This window comes from Allobosea minatitlanensis (genome assembly GCF_964020775.1).
The window spans coordinates 724,220-740,608 of sequence record NZ_OZ224509.1; the positions used below are offsets into that span (position 1 = coordinate 724,220).

The window sequence follows — 16,389 nt, forward strand, 5'->3', positions numbered from 1 at the left end:
TCCAGGGCGACGAGCGCCCGGGGCGGGCGGCGTCACGTCCAGATCCCCTTCGCCTTCTCCAGATAGCGCGTCCGCTCGGCAAGCCCGTTGCGGCCGCCATTGATCAGCCTGGTCACGGCGGCGACGTCGTCGGCATCGGCGGCGGGGTTGATCGCGCGCTCGCGCCAATAGGCGAAGGCGACGGCGAGCGAGATTGCGGGCTCGCCGGCCCGTTCGGGCTCGGCCTCGAGGTCGATGCCGACGATCCTGCCGAAGCGGCGGTAATTGGCGCGGCCGGTGAGCTGGAAGATGCCGCGGCCGTGATAGCGGATGCCGTCGCCGGCCTGGACGTTGCCGAGGTCCTGCCGGCCCTCATAGCGCAGGAAATAGCTCGGTCCGCCATATTCAGCGAGGGTGCGGAAGCCGTCGGTCTCATGGGCGGCCTGGGCCAGGAAATGGCAAAGGCGCAGCCGGGTATCGACATCGTGCTGCCGCGCCAGCGCGTCGAAGCGCTGCGCGATGCCCTCCACGATGCCGGCCCTGCCCGCGGGCGCGAGGCGCAGCAGCCGCTCGCCGGTGACGGCCAGCGCGGCCGGCGGCGAGCCGCCGAAGATGGACGAGACGATACCCCTGAACGACATGGCTGACCTTCCCTCTCGAGAAGGCCATCCTGATGCCGTGGGCGGCCGCGTGGATAAGTGGCCCGGCCAGGAGTATCGGACTGAATATCGTATTCAGTCCGATACTCAAGGTCTCTGATTTTGCGTCGGATTTTCCCGAAAACCGCGTTCCACTTTTCGGGCCGATGCTCTGGGCTCAGCCGCCGACGGCGACGTATTCCGTCTCGATCGAGGAGGCGTGGAGCTCGTGGTCGAAGCCGTAGATATGGATCGAGATCGCCTCGCCCGGCCCGACATTGCGCATCCGGTGGATATTCGGCCCGGAGGGCAGCATGCAGGCGACATAGCCGGGCTCGCGCTGCTGCTCGGCGGTGGGGACGGCGCGGGTGGCGTCGATGGCGCGATACCAGGTCTCGGTGATGGTGCCGGAGACGACGCCGAAGCAGCAGGAGCAGTGATGGTCGTGGATCGAGGTGGCCGAGCCCGCGCCCCAGACCATCGCCCAGACGCTGACCCCCTCGTCGCCGGCGAGCAGGTTGCGGGCATAGACGCCGGGCTTGCGTTCGAGCGGCAGGCGCTGGATCAGTTGCGGCCTGGCCACCAGCTCGCGCAGCACCGCGCGGGCGGCCGCGAGATAATCGCCCGAGAGCGTGCCCTGGCCGCTGCGCAGGCTGTGAAGAACCGCGCCCTGCCGCTCTGCGCTCAGAATGCCCTGCATCCGCTTTCCCCTGCTTCACTCCGGCCGGAATGATAGGGCGCCGGGGCAGGCAGCCATTTGCGAAGGTGGAGAATTTTTTGCTGAGATCGGAAAATAATACCCTATATCTCCTGATATCAGAAAAAATAATCCACTTCATTGGGTTATAAAGGGAATCGAATTCCGATTTCAGGAGGCTCCGTGGCCAAGCTCGACGCTTTCGACCTGCGCATTCTGGCGCGGCTCCAGGAAGATGCGAGCCTGCCGCTCGCCGAGCTCGCCGAGACGGTGGGGCTGTCACCCTCGCCCTGCTGGCGGCGGGTGCAGAAGCTGGAGGAGGGCGGCTATATCAGGCGCCGCGTCGCCCTGCTCGATCGCGACAAGCTCAAGGCCGGCGTCACCGTCTTCATTGCGGTGCGGACGGCGCGGCATTCGATGGACTGGCTGGAGCGGTTCCACGCGGCGGTGCACGACCTGCCGGAGATCGTCGATTTCTACCGGATGAGCGGGGAGATCGACTATCTGCTCAAGGCCTATGTCTCCGACATCGCCGCCTATGACGCGCTCTACAAGAAGCTGATCTCGCGCATCGACCTCTCCGACGTGACCTCGATGTTCGCGATGGAGGAATTGAAGTCGACGACGGCGATCCCGCTCGGCTTCGCGCTGGAGGGCTGAGCGGGCGCAATGAAAAAGGGAGCGGCGAACCGCTCCCTTCCCCCCTCGCCCCAACCGGAAGAGCGCCGCTCAGAAGCGGTAGGTCACGCCGGCGCCGATCAGCCAGGGGTCGACCCGGACCTTGCCGGCGACCAGCCCGTTGTTGACCTTCACCTTCGGCTCAAGGAAAATCTTCTTCACGTCGACGTTGATGCCCCAGTGCCGGTCGATCATGTAGTCGAAGCCCGCTTGCAGGGCGACGCCGAAGCTGTCCTGGAGGTCGAAGCTGGCGAAGCCGCCCTTGGCCTTCTCGTCGAAGAAGACGGTGTAGTTCACGCCCACGCCGACATAGGGCTTGAAGGCGCCGAGATCGGTGAAGTGATATTGCAGCATCAGGGTCGGCGGCAGCAGCCAGGCCGAGCCGATGCGCGTTCCCGCCAGGCTGCCCGCACCCTTCACATTGTGCGGGGTGACGCCGAGGATGAGCTCGGCCGCGATGTTCTTGGTGAAGAAATAGGTGATGTCGAGCTCGGGCACGAGCGAGCTCGAGATCGAGACGTCGCCGCCGACGATCGGCGCGCCGCCGAGCTTGAGGTTGGCGTCCTCCTGCGGCACGACGAAAAGCGCCCTGCCGCGGATCATCCAGGGGCTCCACGGCTCCAGAATCGGGGCGACCGGCGCCGCCTTGCTCGACGGCAGATCCGAAGCCAGGGCCGGCGAAAGCGCGGTCGCGCCGAGCAGCGCGGCGGCGAAGGAAAGGCGGATCGAATGCGAGATCATGGCGGTTGCCCCCGAATGGCGAGCCGCGATCCGCTCTCTGCCGCGCGACCGGGCTCATGCCGCCATCAGCGCCGATTCCGCCTGCCGCGGGTTGATCGGAATCAAATCCCGTTCCGGAGCGGAAGCGCTGTCTCTTTTGCGCAACAGCGGCTCAGCCCTTGGCGGCCTTCTGGTAGTCCTTGACGTCGGAGAAGGTCACGCCGGGCGCGCGCTCGGCATCGTATTTCAGGGTGAACTGCGACGAGGCCATGAAGACCGGGTCGCCGTCGAGGTCGTCGGCCATGGCCGAGGGCTTGGCCCCGACGAATTTCGCCAGCGCCGCCTTGTCGTCGGAGGAGACCCAGCGCGCGATCGAGAACTGGCAGGGCTCGAAGTCGATCGGCAGCGAATATTCGACCTCCATCCGCTCCTTGAGCACGTCGAGCTGGAGCGAGCCGACGACGCCGACGATGGCGGGCGCGCCGTCATGCGGCAGGAAGAGCTGGACGACGCCTTCCTCCGCCATCTGCTGGAGGGCCTCGCGCAGCTTCTTGGCCTTCATCGCGTCCTTGAGCTTGACCCGGCGCAGGATCTCGGGGGCGAAGCTCGGCACGCCCTTGAAGACGATCTCCTCGCCCTCGGTCAGCGTGTCGCCGATGCGCAAGGTGCCGTGGTTGGGCAGGCCGACGATGTCGCCGGCATAGGCCTCCTCGGCGATCGAGCGGTCGCGGGCGAAGAAGAACTGCGGCGCGTTGAGCGGCATCGGCTTGCCGGTGCGGACGAGCTTCGCCTTCATGCCGCGGGTCAGCTTGCCGGAGCAGACGCGCATGAAGGCGATGCGGTCGCGGTGGTTGGGGTCCATGTTCGCCTGGATCTTGAAGACGAAGCCGGTCATCTTCGGCTCGCCGGCCTCGACCGCGCGCTTGTCGGCGACCTGGGCGCGCGGGCTCGGCGCATAGGCGCCGAGCGCGTCGATCAGGTCGCGCACGCCGTAGTCGCGCAGCGCCGCGCCCCAGTAGAGCGGCGTCAGATGGCCCTCGCGGAAGGCCTGAAGGTCGAAGGGCTTCAGCCCCTCGCTGGCGAGGAAGACCTCCTCGCGCCAGGTCTCGGCGGCGCCGTCCGGGAGGGTCTCGTCGAAGAAGGGATCGTCCCAGCCGTTGACGCGCCTGTCCTGGGCCGTCTCGTCGCCCTTCTGGTTGCGGCGGAAGGTGTTGGCTTTCAGGTCGTAGGTGCCGGCGAAGTCGCGGCCGCGCCCGACCGGCCAGGTCATCGGCGCGACGTCGAGGGCGAGCGTGGTCTCGATCTCGTTGATCAGGTCGAAGGGGTCGCGGGTCTCGCGGTCGACCTTGTTGATGAAGGTGACGATCGGGATGTCGCGCAGCCGGCAGACCTCGAACAGCTTCCTGGTGCGGTCCTCGATGCCCTTGGCCGCGTCGATCACCATCACGGCCGAGTCGACGGCGGTGAGGGTGCGATAGGTGTCCTCCGAGAAGTCCTCGTGGCCGGGCGTGTCGAGCAGGTTGAAGACGTGGCCGCCATATTCGAAGGTCATCACCGAGGTGACGACCGAGATGCCGCGCTGGCGCTCGATCTTCATCCAGTCGGAGGAGGTCTGGCGGCGGCCCTGCTTGGCGCGCACCTCGCCGGCGAGCTGGATGGCGCCGCCGAAATAGAGCAGCTTCTCGGTCAGCGTCGTCTTGCCCGCGTCCGGGTGCGAGATGATCGCGAAGGTGCGCCGGCGCGCATGCGGGGCCTGCGTCCCCGGTGCCTGGAGGGTCGAGAGATCGGTCATGGCGCGCTTCAAGACGGAAGGGGGGCGGAAGTCAATGACGCTCTCTCGCTCAGTCATCCCGGACAAGCCGCGTCAGCGGCGCCGATCCGGGATCCATGCCTGAACCGTTCCGGCATGGATCCTGGGTCTGCGCTTCGCTCCGCCCGGGATGACCTATGAGCGGAATGCTCAGTTCTTCAGCCGGTAGCCCGTCCTGAAGATCCAGCCGATGATGCCGATGCAGAGCAAGAGGAAGAAGAGCGTCATGCCCAGGCTCACGCCGAGGCTGACATCGGCGAGGCCGTAGAAGCTCCAGCGGAAGCCGCTGATCAGATAGACCACGGGGTTGAACAGCGTCACCTTCTGCCAGAAGGGCGGCAGCATCGCGATCGAGTAGAAGGAACCGCCGAGGAAGGCGAGCGGCGTCACGATCAGCAGCGGGATCACCTGCAATTTCTCGAAGCCGTCGGCCCAGATGCCGATGATGAAGCCGAACAGGCTGAAGGTCGTCGCCGTCAGCACCAGGAAGAGCAGCATCATCGCCGGGTGCTCGATGCGCAGCGGCACGAAGAAGGTCGCCGTCAGCAGGATGATGAGGCCGAGCAGCATGGATTTCGAGGCGGCGGCGCCGACATAGCCGATCACCGCCTCCCACCAGGCGACGGGGGCGGAGAGCAGCTCGTAGATCGTGCCGGTGAATTTCGGGAAATAGATCGCGAAGGAGGCGTTGGCGATGCTCTGCGTCAGCAGCGACATCATGATCAGCCCCGGCACGATGAAGGCGCCATAGGGCACGCCCTCGATCGACTGCATGCGCGAGCCGATGGCGCCGCCGAAGACGATGAAATAGAGCGCGGTCGACAGCACCGGCGAGACGATGCTCTGCAAGGGCGTGCGCCAGGTGCGCGCCATCTCGAAGCGGTAGATCGCGGCGACGGCGCGCAGGTTGAGGCGCATGCCGGCCGCGTCGCGTTGGGAGGTGGCGGTGGTCATGCGCGCTCCTTGACCAGGCTGACGAAGATGTCCTCGAGCGAGCTCTGGCTGGTGCTGAGGTCGCGGAACCTGATGCCAGCCTCTCCCAGACCTTGCAGCAGCGTGGTGATGCCGGTTCGCTCGGCCTGGGTGTCATAGGTGTAGACGATCTCGTCGCCGGCAGGGGACAGGCTGAGGTCGAAACCCGAGAGCGCCGCGGGCAGGGCGGCGATCGGCTGCTGGAGCTGGAGGGAGAGCTGCTTCTTGCCGAGCTTGCGCATCAGCTCGGCCTTGTCCTCGACCAGGATGATCTCGCCCTTGGAGATGACGCCGATGCGGTCGGCCATCTCCTCGGCCTCCTCGATGTAATGCGTGGTCAGGATGATGGTGACGCCGCCGTCGCGCAGCCGGCGCACCATCTGCCACATGTCCTGGCGCAGCTCGACATCGACGCCGGCAGTCGGCTCGTCGAGGAAGAGGATGCGCGGCTCGTGGGCGAGCGCCTTGGCGATCAGCACGCGCCGCTTCATGCCGCCGGAGAGCCGGCGGATCTGGGTGTCCTTCTTGTCCCAGAGCGAGAGCTCCTTCAGGATGCGCTCGATGAAGGCCGGGTTCTTCGGCTTGCCGAACAGGCCGCGGCTGAAGCTGACCGTGCTCCACACCGTCTCGAAGGCGTCGGTGGTCAGTTCCTGCGGCACGAGGCCGATGGTCGAGCGGGCGGCGCGATAGTCGCGCTGGATGTCGTGGCCGTCGGCCAGCACGGTGCCGGCGCTCGGCTTCACCAGCCCGCAAATGATGCTGATCAGCGTGGTCTTGCCGGCGCCGTTGGGGCCGAGCAGGGCGAAGATCTCGCCGCGCCGGATCTCCAGATCGACGGATTTCAGCGCGCTGAAGCCGGTGGAATAGGTCTTGGAAAGCCCGGAGACCGTGATGATCGGTGATGGCGAGGTCATGAGCATGGCCGCCATATAGGCCCGTTCGGCGCCGGTTGCGATGGCTGGCGGGCGTGCGCCGCGCGCATTCCTGCCAGGGCGTGGCGGCACCGGCAACGGAAAAGGCCGGGCGATCCTGCCCGGCCCTGCGGCACGCCTGTCCGATGGGCGGCTATTTCATGAAGAACCACAACAGGATGATGATCGGGATCGGAACGCCTACAAGCCACAGGATGATCGAACGCATTGGCAGCCCCTCATGGACAGGATGATGCTGCGGCAACGCCCGTCGCCGGTGGAAAGTTCCTGGCCGCCGCCATGCACCTAGGGCGCCAGCGCCTCGGCGCTGGGATGCCAGAACGGCCGGTATCCCCGGCTCAGCGCCGCCAGGGTCGCGGGCGGGGTGAGCACGGTCACGGTGCCCGTCGGGCGTTCGCGGCGGCCGGCATAGCCTGCCGGCGACCAGAGCAGCGCGCTCTCGCCGCGCAAAGCCAGGAAGGCTTCGCCATCGTCCGAGCGCAGCACCGCCCCGTCCGGCAGCCCGACCGCCGGCAGGCGATGCGCGCGCTTGTCCCGGCCCGCGCGGCGCTCGCCGTCGAGGATGCGGTCGATCTCGGGAAAGAGCGGGGTGCGTGCCAGGCCGAGGCCCTCGACCAGCGCGGCGCGATAGGCGAGGGCGTCTTGCCGCCGGCATTCCATGCAGGGGCGGTGGCCGGCGGCCAGTGCCGTGACCTCGTCGCAGAAGAACAGGTCGGTATAGCCCGGACCCCAGACCCGGTGCCGGCGCCCCTTGAAGGAAAGGACGCAGCAGATCCACTGGCGGCTGGCCTGGATGCGGCGCGGCAGCGCCTGTGTCCGCGGGTCGTGGAAGCGGCCGCCGCGATTGCCGAACAGGGTGCCGCGCGCGGCGTCGGCGAAGAGCGCGCCGTCGGGCCTGACGCGATTGGGCAAGGGCATGGGCTCTCCTCCGCCGGGGGACGCAGGCCAGCATAGGCTGCCCTGCGTCAGGATGCGGCAGGGTCGGGTTTCGACCATTCCGGCAGGTTCTTCTTAACGTTAGGAGCAGATCGCCGGCGGCCCCTAAGGCATTTGAAGTAGTTTCGGACGCATTCCGGGAACCGTACAGAACGAGCGGAGCCGACCGGCAGCACGATATGAGTTCCTATATTCCCCTGATCCTCTTCACGGTGCTGACCAATGCGGCGGCGCAACTCCTGCTGAAACGGGGCATGAGCGGCCTCGGCGGCTTCGACCTCGCCCGGGACGGGATCGTCGGCACGGTCTTCCGCGTCGTCTTCAATCCCTTCGTCTTCGCCGGCCTGTGCACCTTCGTGGTCAGCATGGCCTCGCATCTGATCGTGCTGTCCAAGGTGCAGATCAGCTACGCCTACCCGTTCCTGAGCCTCGCCTATGTCGTGGTCGCGGCCTATGCCTATTTCGTCTTCCACGAGGATCTGAGCCCGAGCCGGCTCGCCGGCATCGGCTTCATCGTCATCGGCACTGTTTTCATCGCGCAAAGCTGAGGAAGATCATGGACCTGATCGTTCGCCTGTTCCTGCGCCTCGGCGCCTTCTGGACGCCGCGGCCCGCGCCCGTCCCGGTGCCGGTGCGCGCGCGCCGCCCGCAACGCTGACCGGAGCCCGGACATGAAGCACATCATCATCGGCGGCGACGGCTTCGTCGGCTCGCATCTGGCGGCCGATCTGGCGGCGATGGGCGAGAGCGTGCTCGTCGCCGACATCCACAAGAGCGGCCATGCCCATTATGCGAGCGTGCCCTTCCTCGCCGTCGACGTGACCAGGGCCGAGAGCGTCGAGAGCATCCCGCTCGCGCCGGAGGACGTGGTCTACAACCTCTCGGCCAAGATGCTCTCGCCGATCGTCACGCGGGCGGAACGCCACGACTTCTTCTGGCCGGTGAACTATCACGGCACGCAGAACATCCTGAGCTGGATGGAGAAGAACGGCGCCGACCGGCTCGTCCACTTCACCACCGACATGATCTACGGCCATTCGGTGAGCGTGCCGCAGGACGAGACCCATCCGGCGAAGCCTCTCGGCGAGTATGGCGAGAGCAAGCTCGCGACCGAGCGCCTGGCCGACGAGTACAGGGCCAAGGGCTTCAAGATCCCGATCTTCAGGCCGCGGCTGATCATCGGGCCGGGGCGGCTCGGCATCCTGGTCAAGCTGTTCAAGCTGATCGACCTCAACCTGCCGGTGCCGATGATCGGCGGCGGCAACAACCCCTACCAGTTCATCTCGGTCTTCGACTGCGCCAGCGCCTGCGTCGCGGCCTGGAAGGCGGATTTTCCGAACGAGGCCTATAATCTCGGCTCGGACGACCCGCCGCCGGTCAAGAAGCTGCTCGGCGACCTGATCAGGCATGCCGGCTCGAAATCGATCCTGCTGCCGACGCCGGCCGCGCTGGTCAAGCTGACGCTCGACGCGCTCGATGCGGTGAACATGCCGATCATGGACCCGGAGCAGTACAAGATCGCCGACGAGATCTGCATCCTCGACACCTCCAAGGCCAAGCGCGAGCTCGGCTGGCGGCCGCAATACCGCGACGAGGACATGCTGCTCGCCGCCTATACCGAATACCGCAAGGGCAAGGATGCCCTGAAACAGGCGCAGAGGAGCCTCGCCGCATGAGCATGCCCGCCTTGAACCGGGAGGATGCGCCCGTGAACGGATCCCGCCCGCAGCTCATCGGCGTCGAAGCCGCCAAGCAGCTCGACGCCGCGCAGGTGAAGGATCTCTTCGCCGCCCATATCAACCCCGGCCAGCTCCATTTCCTGAAGCTGCTCGGCTTCGACAAGATCCTCGTCGATCGCGCCGAGGGCATGCATTACGTCACCAGGGACGGCCGCAGGATCCTCGATTTCTTCGGCGGCTTCTGCTCGGTCGCCTTCGGCCACAACCATCCGCGCATCGTCGCGGCCCGGCAGAAGTTCCAGGACGAGAACCGCCACGAGATCTGCATGGCCTTCATGTCGCAATATGCGGCGGCGCTGGCGAAGAACCTCGCCACCATCGCGCCGGGCGATCTCGACATGGTCTTCCTGGGCTCGACCGGCTCGGAGGCGATGGAAGCCGCGCTCAAGGTCGCCGAGCAGGCGCAGGGGCCGGGCAAGTCGAAGATCCTGCACGCGGCGAATTCCTTCCACGGCAAGACCAAGGGCGTGCTCTCGGTCACGGATTCGACGCTCTACCAGTCGCAGTTCAAGCTGGTCGAGAACCGGGTCAAGGTGCCCTTCGGCGATATCGCCGCGGTCAGGCAGGCGCTGGAGAGCGATCCGTCGATCGGCATCGTGGTGATGGAGACGATCCAGGGCGGCGGCGGCATCGTCGAGGCGCCCGAGGGCTTCTGGCGCGAATTGCGCGCGCTCTGCGACAAGCATGGCGTGCTCTGGGTCGCCGACGAGGTGCAGTGCGGGCTCGGCCGCACCGGCCAGTTCTTCGCCTTCGAGCGCGACGGGGTGGTGCCGGACGTGACCGCGCTCGCCAAGGCGCTCGGCGGCTCGAAGGCGGCGATGGGCGCGATGATCGCCCGCCGCGAGGTCTATATGAAGGCCTATGGCAAGCCGAAGACGGCGCTGATCCACGCGCAGGCCACCTTCGGCGGCATGGGCGAGGCCTGCGTCTCGGCGATCGAGGCCCTCGAGGTCCTCTATGACGAGGACCTGATGGGCAATGCGAAGCGCCAGGGCGACTACCTGATCGCGCGGCTGAACGCGCTGCGCGCGAAATACCCGACGCTGCTGAAGGAGATCCGCGGGCGCGGGCTGATGATCGGCGTCGAGTTCCAGGACATCAGCGAGACCATGCCTTTCGGGCTGAAGCACATGGTCGCGCTGCTCGACGACAAGCTGAAGGGCTCGCTCTGCGGCTTCGTCGGGGCGCTTCTGCTGAAGGAGCACGACGTGCTCGTCGCCTTCACCGAATACAACCGCAACGTCATCCGGCTCGAGCCGCCGCTGATCGTGACGCGCGAGCAGTGCGACCAGTTCCTCGCCGCATTCGAGGATATCCTGTCGCGCGGCGTCGCGGGGATCGTCACCGGCTATCTGCGCAAGGTCGCGACCGCCAAGGGCTGAGCCTCGCGGTCATTGCGCGGAGCGCAGCGACGAGGCAATCCAGGGGCCGCAGGATTGAACGCCCGGCCCCCATGGATTGCTTCGCTGCGCTCGCAATGACGGTTCGGCGGTGCATGAACGAAAAAGAGGCCGGCTCGCGCCGGCCTTTTGAGTGAGGGGTCTCGAAACAGGGGTCGCTCGGGACAGCTCAGTAGTAGCCGCAGACGCGGCGGTAGCCGATGACGTTGCCCCAGCGGTCGAGCCGCTCGACCAGATCGCAGGAGCGGACCGGGGCGGCGTAGTAGCCGTAGCCATAGGCCGGGCGGGCCGCGCCGGCGATGAGCGCGCCGGCGGCGATCGCGCCGACCACGCCGGCGCCGACGCCCCAGCCGCGATGGCCGTGACCATAGCCGTAGCCCCAGCGCGGGCGGGCTTCGGCGCCCGAGGCCATCAGGGTCGCCGCCAGCGTCAGGGCAGCGAGGGTGGCGGTCGTCGCTTTGCGGAACGTCGTCATGATCGTCTTCCCGAGTTCGGCGAGAGCGAACCGTTCGCCCTCTACGACCGTTCGTCGCAGCGGGTGCGAAAAGGGTTCAAAGCGAATTCCGCTCGCGGCGGAAGGCGGGCCCGGCGGCACAGCGCTCAGCCGCCGCCGACGCGGCGCCAGAAATCCGAGGAGAAGCCCGGGTCGATATGGGCGGCGAAATCGCGCCATTGCGGGAAGGAGGCCCGGAAGGTCCGCGCCGACATGCGGGCGTCCTTGTAGGGGTTCACCCGGCCGCCGGCCTCGATCGCCAGCCGGTCCAGCTCGGTCAGCAGGGTCTCGGTGCGGGCGCCGCGGTTGGGGAAGTCGAGCGTCAGCGTGGCGCCCTCGAGCGGAAAGGACATCAGCCCGGGCGACGGCCTTGCGCCGAAGAGCTTGAGCACGGTCAGGAACGAGGCCTCGCCGGCGGAGAGCGTCCGGCGCAGCATCGCCTCGACGGTGCGGCGAGCCTCGGCCATCGGGATGGCGCATTGGAATTGCCGCAGGCCCTGCGGACCATAGGCGCGATTCCAGTCGCGGATGCGGTCGAGCGGGTAGAAGAACGGCCTGTAGGGCACGCGCCGCGGCGCGGGCACCCGCGGCTGGCTGTGGCGATAGGCCCAGTTGAAGGCGCGCATCGTCGCCCGGTTGATCAGCGGGAAGGGCGGCTGCAGCGGAAAGCGCAGGCCGCGCGCCGTCGCCGGCGGCAGGAAGCCGTGATCCGGCGCATGGTTGGCGCGAAAGAAGACGCCCCGGCCGAAATGCCGGCCGCTGGCGAGCGAGTCGACCCAGGCCACGGTGTAGTCATGCGTCGCGTCGGAGGCGGCCGCGAGCGCGAAGAAGCCGTCGAGATCGTCGAAATGCAGGACCTCCTGCTCCATCGCCGCCGAACGGATCGGCATGAGCTGGAGCGTCACCTGCGTCACCAGCCCGGTCAGGCCGAAGCCGCCGATCGTGGCGGCGAAGAGGCCGGGATTGATGTCGGGGGCGCAGAGCAGGGTCTGCCCGTCGGAGCGCATCAGCTCGAAGGCCCGGACATGGCAGCCGAAGCTGCCCGCGCGGTGATGGTTCTTGCCGTGCACGTCGTTGGCCAGCGCGCCGCCGATCGTCACGAAGGCGGTGCCCGGCGTGACCGGCGGAAACCAGCCGGCCGGCACTACCATGTTGAGCAGGCGGTCGAGCAGCAGGCCCGGACCGCAGGTGAGCAGTCCGGTTTCCCGGTCGAAGGCGCGGACCTCGTCGAGCGTCTGCGTGTCGATCAGGGTGCCGCCGCTGTTCAGGCAGGAATCGCCGTAGGAGCGGCCGTTGCCATAGGCGAGCGCCGGGCGGCGGTGACCGCCGGGCCGCGCGATCCAGTCCGGCGCCTCGACGATCTCGCTGTCGCGTGCCGCAAGTCCGCCCCAGGAGCGATAGGCGTCGAGCGGCGCCGTCATGGCAGGATCGTGGCCGCGACCATGATGACGACGACGACGAGGCCCATGAGCTGGCTGCGCCAGTCGCGGATCATGAACACCAGCGGATCGTCCGGCATGCCGCCGCGGCGGGCCATGAACCAGATGCGGGCCATCTGGTAGAGGACGATCGGGCAGAGCAGCCAGATCAGCTCCGGGTGGCGATAGAGCTGCTTGACGTTGGCGCTGTCGACATAGAGCGCCATGATCAGGGCGCAGGTGCAGCCCGAGGCCATGCCGAGCTGGGACAGCGCCTCGATGTCCTCCGCATGATAGCCGCGCCCCGCTTTCTTCAGGCCGGACCGGTCCTCGGTGATGCGCAATTCGGCGTAGCGCTTCACCAGGGCGAGGCTGAGGAACAGGAACATCGAGAAGGCCAGCAGCCAGGACGAGACCGGGATGGCCGCCGCGGCGTTGCCGACGAGGATGCGCAGCGTGTGCATCGCGGCGAGGCCGAGCACGTCGACCAGCAGCTTGCGCTTGAGAAAGAGCAGATAGGCCAGGGCCAGGAAGAGATAGGCCAGCAGCGCCAGCAAGTAGTGCCAGGGCTGCGGCACCAGCAGGACGGTCGAGAAGGCGGCGACGAGCAGCAGGGGCACCGCGGCATAGGCCTGGCCCGCCGTGATCTCGCCGGCGGCGAGCGGCCGCTTGCACTTGGTCGGGTGCCTGCGGTCGGCCTCGACATCCTTGATGTCGTTGAGCAGGTAGATCGCCGAGGCGATCAGGCTGAAGGCGACGAAGGCGACCAGGCCGAGCCAGAGGGCGTGCGGATCGAAGACATCGTGGTTGAGCAGGATCGGGACGAAAACCAGCCCGTTCTTGAGCCAGTGATGTGGCCGCATCGCCCTGATCAGTGCGGTGACGGACATGGTCGGGCCTCCCCCCAAGCGCTCCTGCGTCTCCACCCGCCCCGCGACGCGGGAGCGGGCGGCCGGGTTCCCGGCGCGAGGGTTGTGGCGGAAAACTCCTAAGCGGGGGTGCATGCCTCCCGCGCGCCGCCGCGAATCCGCCTTCATGCTTAACGGCAGGCTTCCGTCCGGGCGGAAGCCTGCCCTGGAGGCGCTCAGAGCTTCGCGGCGCTCGCGGCGGCGTCGATATTGGCGACGAGCTCCGCGTCGAGACCGAGCGAGCCGGCGAGGCCGGCGAGGAAGTCCTTCTCGGCGGCGGTGTCGGGATTGATGGCCAGCCGCGCCGCCGCATAGATCTGGGTGGCGAGTTCCGGCGTTTCGGCCGCGTCGGCGAGCTGGTCGATCGAGGCCGGCTTCGCCATCTCCTGCGCGAGCCAGTCATGCGCGTCGGCCTCGAGCCCGGCCTGCTTGAGCCCGCCGAGAATGGCCTGGCGTTCCTCGGCGTCGATCGTGCCGTCGGCCGCCGCCGCGGCGATCATGGCGCGGATGAAGACGAGCGCGGTGGCCTCGGTGGCGGCCTGCGGCTCGAAGCCGGTCCCGGCCGGGGCGGGCAGGATCGGCTGGTGGTTGCCGTCGAGCAGCGGCTTGCCGGCCTGATAGTTCTGATAGGCCTTGTAGGCGAGGCCGCCGATCAAGGCGAGGCCGCCGAGCTTGGCGGCGGAGGCGGCGACGGAGCGGCCCGTGCCGGTGCCGAAGACGAGCGCGCCGAGCCCGCCGAGGACGGCGGTGGCCAGCGCCGGGTTGCTGTCGAGGGCGCCCTTGGCCTGGGCGAGGAGATCGCCCGCCGTCAGCCCGCCGGTGACGCGGCCGAGCGCGTCGTTGGCGCCCTGTTGCGCGCCCGTCTGGCGCGCGGCCTCTCCGAGCCCCTGCGTCGCCTGGGTGAGGATCTGGCCGGCCACTCCGCCGAGCCCGCCCGAGCGCTGGACCTGCTCCGCCAGGCCGCCGAGGACGCTGCCGAGGCCGCCCTGCTGGCCGGCCTGCGCAGCGGCCTGGCTGCCGGCGCTCACCAGGGCGTCGAGCAGCGATTTGGCGTTGAACATATCGGTCCTCCTCAGAATGCCGCCGCGGACACGGCGCTTTCCCCGCCATGCCATGCGAGAACGGCACGACGAGGGCGCTGCCTGCATAGCGCCCGGCCGGAGCCAGCGGCAACGACGAAGCGCGGGCTCCTTCAGAGATGGTTTATGCCGGCGGCGGGGCCTGCTTCGCCGGCGTCGCGCGCATTTGCGTCAGGGCGAGAGCTTGCGCATCAGGAGCGGCGCCCCCACGGCCGGGTCCTTGCGCCACTGGCCGTTCTCGAAGACGAGCTCGACGCTGTGGCCGCGGCGGGCGACGAGGGCGAGGCGGCCGCCGGCATAGCGCCAGCCGACGGGGTCGAAGATGGTGAGCCCGGTATCCTGGCAGCCGCCGTCGAAGGCGGCCGGCGCCATCTGCCCCGGAGCCGTTCCGGCGGCCGGGGCCGAGAGCAGCAGGCGGCAGGCCTCGCGATCCTGCTGGCGCATCAACCGGTAGCGGCCCGGCAGCGCGTCCGGGGCCGGCGCCTGCGCCGGATCGACCGCGGTCGGCCGCCGGGCGGCCGCCGCGGTCGCGTCGGCGGGCTCCTGCGGCGCGCGCGCCGCGATGCGGGGATGCCCCTTTCCGGAAAGGCGGTAGGTCTTGCCGTCGCTGCCCGCGCCCTCCCAGCCGGTTTCGGCGGAGCCTGCCCGGAACTCGATCAGGACCTTTCCCTGCGCGTCGAGGAGGCGCGGCCGGCCCTCGGCGGAGAGCGTCCAGGCGGCGGCCGTGGCGAGGATGGGCAAGGCGCGCCGGCAGGTCGCCGGGAAGCGGAGCGCGCGGCGGTCGCCGCCGGCTTCGGCGCCGAGCGTGACGGTGCAGCTCCGCGGTGCGCCGGCCAGGGCGAGCTCCCAGGCGCCGAGCCAGGGCCGGACCGGGGCGGGAGCCGTGACGGCGCCGCGCGGCGGCACCGTCTGGGCGGCCGCCGGCAGGGCGCCGGCGGCGAGGAGCAGGAGCGGCAGGAACCGCCGGGTCAGGCCTTTTTCCATGGCGTTTCCGAGACGGGTGTCAGGGGGCCCTTGCCATCGAACCACGAAACCAGGTTGTCGACCAGCAACTGGCCCATCGCCTCGCGCGTATGGACCGAGGCCGAGCCGACATGGGGCAGCAGCACGGCATGCTCGATCGCGATCAGCTCGGCCGGCACGCGCGGCTCGTCCTCGAAGACGTCGAGGCCGGCGGAGAGGATGGTGCCGTCCTGCAGGGCCCTGATCAGCGCCTTCTCGTCGACCACCGTGCCGCGCCCGACATTGACCAGGATGCCGTTGCGGCCGAGCGCCTCGAGCACCTCGGCATTGATGATGTGACGGGTCGAGGCCCCGCCCGGCGCGACCGAGATCAGGACGTCGACATCGGCGGCCATCTCGACCAGCGAGGGGTAGTAGCGATAGGCGACGTCGTCCTGGCGCGAGCGGCCGTGATAGGAGACCGGCACGCCGAAGGCCTCGAGACGATGCGCGACCGCCTTGCCGATGCGGCCGAGGCCGACGATGCCGACCTTGCGCCCGCGCAGCGAGGTGGTCAGCGGATAGTTGCCCTTCAGCCACTTGCCCTCGCGCAGATAGCGGTCGACCTGCGGGAGCTGGCGGACCGTCGCGAGCAGCAGGCCGATGGCGAGGTCGGCGACCTCGTCGGTCAGCACGTCGGGGGTGTTGGTGACGACGAGGCCGCGCCGGCCGGCCTCGGCCGCGTCGACATGGTCGTAGCCGACGCCGAAGCTGGAGACGATCTCGAGCTTCGGCAGCGCGTCGAACAGCGCCGCGTCGACATGGCTGTGCCCGCCGCCGGCCGCGACGCCGCGCACGCGGCCCGAGACCTCGCGCAGCAGCGCGGCCGCGTCCGGGGCGTTCCAGAGCTCGTGAACGGTGAAGCGGGCCTTGAGCTGATCGGCGGCATAGGCCATCAGCGGGCCGGTCATGACGATCTCGGGGCGGTCGGAAGCTGTCATCTCGGGTCTGTCCATATCCGTGATTGCGATGATTCGGTCTTTGCGAA

At 68.5% G+C, this 16,389-nt stretch carries 17 protein-coding genes; 4 read left to right on the top strand and 13 right to left on the bottom strand.

Annotation, left to right across the window (positions count from 1 at the left end; translation table 11 throughout):
- Window positions 1-32: 32 nt before the first annotated feature.
- Both ACWH43_RS03370 and ACWH43_RS03375 read right to left on the bottom strand, forming a co-directional pair.
- Window positions 33-620 (bottom strand): glycoside hydrolase family 19 protein, encoded by a 588-nt coding sequence (locus ACWH43_RS03370; RefSeq protein WP_158445895.1) that lies wholly within the window; start codon window positions 618-620, stop codon window positions 33-35.
- 175 nt (window positions 621-795) lie between these two features.
- The gene (locus tag ACWH43_RS03375; RefSeq protein WP_158445896.1) at window positions 796-1,317 is read right to left on the bottom strand and encodes a cysteine dioxygenase; all 522 of its coding nucleotides are present in this window, start codon (window positions 1,315-1,317) and stop codon (window positions 796-798) included.
- 180 nt (window positions 1,318-1,497) lie between these two features.
- On the opposite strand from ACWH43_RS03375, the gene ACWH43_RS03380 reads away from it, so the two are divergent.
- Complete coding sequence (locus tag ACWH43_RS03380; protein WP_158445897.1) at window positions 1,498-1,974, top strand: Lrp/AsnC family transcriptional regulator; 477 nt, start codon at window positions 1,498-1,500, stop codon at window positions 1,972-1,974.
- Window positions 1,975-2,043: 69 nt separating this feature from the next.
- Here ACWH43_RS03380 and ACWH43_RS03385 read toward each other — a convergent pair whose 3' ends face one another.
- The 5 genes from ACWH43_RS03385 to ACWH43_RS03405 all read right to left on the bottom strand — a co-directional run bounded on the left by ACWH43_RS03385 (window position 2,044) and on the right by ACWH43_RS03405 (window position 7,344).
- Window positions 2,044-2,733 carry an OmpW/AlkL family protein gene (locus ACWH43_RS03385; protein WP_375797016.1) on the bottom strand — a complete coding sequence of 230 codons (690 nt, stop codon included), beginning with the start codon at window positions 2,731-2,733 and terminating at the stop codon, window positions 2,044-2,046.
- 151 nt (window positions 2,734-2,884) lie between these two features.
- A complete protein-coding gene (locus ACWH43_RS03390; RefSeq protein ID WP_158445898.1) occupies window positions 2,885-4,504 on the bottom strand; it encodes a peptide chain release factor 3 in 1,620 nt (539 codons plus the stop codon).
- A 168-nt stretch (window positions 4,505-4,672) separates the two neighbouring features.
- Entirely contained in the window at window positions 4,673-5,476 is an 804-nt protein-coding gene (locus ACWH43_RS03395) for an ABC transporter permease (RefSeq protein ID WP_260348990.1), read from the bottom strand.
- Window positions 5,473-6,408, bottom strand: a complete 936-nt coding sequence (locus ACWH43_RS03400) for an ABC transporter ATP-binding protein (RefSeq protein WP_158445914.1) — start codon at window positions 6,406-6,408, stop codon at window positions 5,473-5,475. The genes ACWH43_RS03395 and ACWH43_RS03400 overlap by 4 nt, the downstream gene beginning before the upstream one ends.
- A 303-nt stretch (window positions 6,409-6,711) precedes the next feature.
- Entirely contained in the window at window positions 6,712-7,344 is a 633-nt protein-coding gene (locus tag ACWH43_RS03405; protein WP_158445899.1) for a hypothetical protein, read from the bottom strand.
- A 197-nt stretch (window positions 7,345-7,541) separates the two neighbouring features.
- Here ACWH43_RS03405 and ACWH43_RS03410 point away from each other — a divergent pair, with 197 nt between their 5' ends.
- From ACWH43_RS03410 to ACWH43_RS03420, 3 genes are all read left to right on the top strand, one after another.
- Window positions 7,542-7,910, top strand: coding sequence for an EamA family transporter (locus ACWH43_RS03410; RefSeq protein WP_158445900.1), 369 nt, complete (start codon window positions 7,542-7,544; stop codon window positions 7,908-7,910).
- Between the two features lie 123 nt (window positions 7,911-8,033).
- Window positions 8,034-9,038, top strand: coding sequence for an NAD-dependent epimerase/dehydratase family protein (locus ACWH43_RS03415; protein ID WP_158445901.1), 1,005 nt, complete (start codon window positions 8,034-8,036; stop codon window positions 9,036-9,038).
- Window positions 9,035-10,483, top strand: a complete 1,449-nt coding sequence (locus tag ACWH43_RS03420) for an aspartate aminotransferase family protein (RefSeq protein WP_158445902.1) — start codon at window positions 9,035-9,037, stop codon at window positions 10,481-10,483. Before ACWH43_RS03415 ends, ACWH43_RS03420 begins: the two co-directional genes overlap by 4 nt.
- A gap of 187 nt (window positions 10,484-10,670) precedes the next feature.
- Here ACWH43_RS03420 and ACWH43_RS03425 read toward each other — a convergent pair whose 3' ends face one another.
- The 6 genes from ACWH43_RS03425 to ACWH43_RS03450 form a co-directional block, all read right to left on the bottom strand.
- Window positions 10,671-10,976, bottom strand: coding sequence for a hypothetical protein (locus ACWH43_RS03425; protein ID WP_158445903.1), 306 nt, complete (start codon window positions 10,974-10,976; stop codon window positions 10,671-10,673).
- A 125-nt stretch (window positions 10,977-11,101) separates the two neighbouring features.
- The gene (locus tag ACWH43_RS03430) at window positions 11,102-12,415 is read right to left on the bottom strand and encodes an FAD-binding oxidoreductase (protein WP_158445904.1); all 1,314 of its coding nucleotides are present in this window, start codon (window positions 12,413-12,415) and stop codon (window positions 11,102-11,104) included.
- Window positions 12,412-13,449 carry a UbiA family prenyltransferase gene (locus ACWH43_RS03435; protein ID WP_158445905.1) on the bottom strand — a complete coding sequence of 346 codons (1,038 nt, stop codon included), beginning with the start codon at window positions 13,447-13,449 and terminating at the stop codon, window positions 12,412-12,414. The genes ACWH43_RS03430 and ACWH43_RS03435 overlap by 4 nt, the downstream gene beginning before the upstream one ends.
- A 47-nt stretch (window positions 13,450-13,496) precedes the next feature.
- Window positions 13,497-14,381, bottom strand: coding sequence for a tellurite resistance TerB family protein (locus ACWH43_RS03440; protein WP_260348986.1), 885 nt, complete (start codon window positions 14,379-14,381; stop codon window positions 13,497-13,499).
- Between the two features lie 189 nt (window positions 14,382-14,570).
- A complete protein-coding gene (locus tag ACWH43_RS03445) occupies window positions 14,571-15,383 on the bottom strand; it encodes an AprI/Inh family metalloprotease inhibitor (RefSeq protein ID WP_158447977.1) in 813 nt (270 codons plus the stop codon).
- Window positions 15,368-16,342 carry a 2-hydroxyacid dehydrogenase gene (locus ACWH43_RS03450; RefSeq protein WP_158445935.1) on the bottom strand — a complete coding sequence of 325 codons (975 nt, stop codon included), beginning with the start codon at window positions 16,340-16,342 and terminating at the stop codon, window positions 15,368-15,370. The genes ACWH43_RS03445 and ACWH43_RS03450 overlap by 16 nt, the downstream gene beginning before the upstream one ends.
- Window positions 16,343-16,389 lie beyond the last annotated feature (47 nt).